Here is a 448-nt window from a genome sequence, read left to right on the forward strand (position 1 = left end):
ATGGGCGTTATGCGCATAGGTCACATCAATCTGCGTGTGCTGGACATGAAGGCGGCGCGGCATCATTACGAGAACGTGCTGGGCCTGCTGCCCACCGATGTGGACTCGGCGGGCAATGTGTACCTGAAGGGCTGGGACGAGTGGGACAAGTACTGCCTGGTTCTGACCGAGTCGGATCGTGCGGGCATGAACCACATGGCGTTCAAGGTGGAGAGCGAGGCGGATCTGGACGCCATCAAGGCGAAGCTGGAAGCGGCGAGCCATCCGGTGGAGGATTTGGCGGCGGGTGAGCTGCCCTTCTGCGGCCGCAGCCTGCGTTTTCACATTCCCAGCGGGCACCAGATGTACCTGTATGCCGAGAAGGAGTTCGTCGGCAAGTCGGTGGGCACGGAGAACCCGGAGCCCTGGCCGGATGGTCTGAAGGGGGCGGGGGCGCACTGGCTGGATC

The 448-nt window shown here is 63.2% G+C and carries 1 protein-coding gene; it reads left to right on the forward strand.

The features are described from left to right. The coding region (locus GBG68_RS13945; RefSeq protein ID WP_413463315.1) for a VOC family protein at positions 1 to 448 on the forward strand (448 nt) is incomplete at both ends.

Origin of the sequence: Alkalilimnicola sp. S0819, from assembly GCF_009295635.1 — a bacterium.
Classification (GTDB): domain Bacteria; phylum Pseudomonadota; class Gammaproteobacteria; order Nitrococcales; family WHIW01; genus S0819.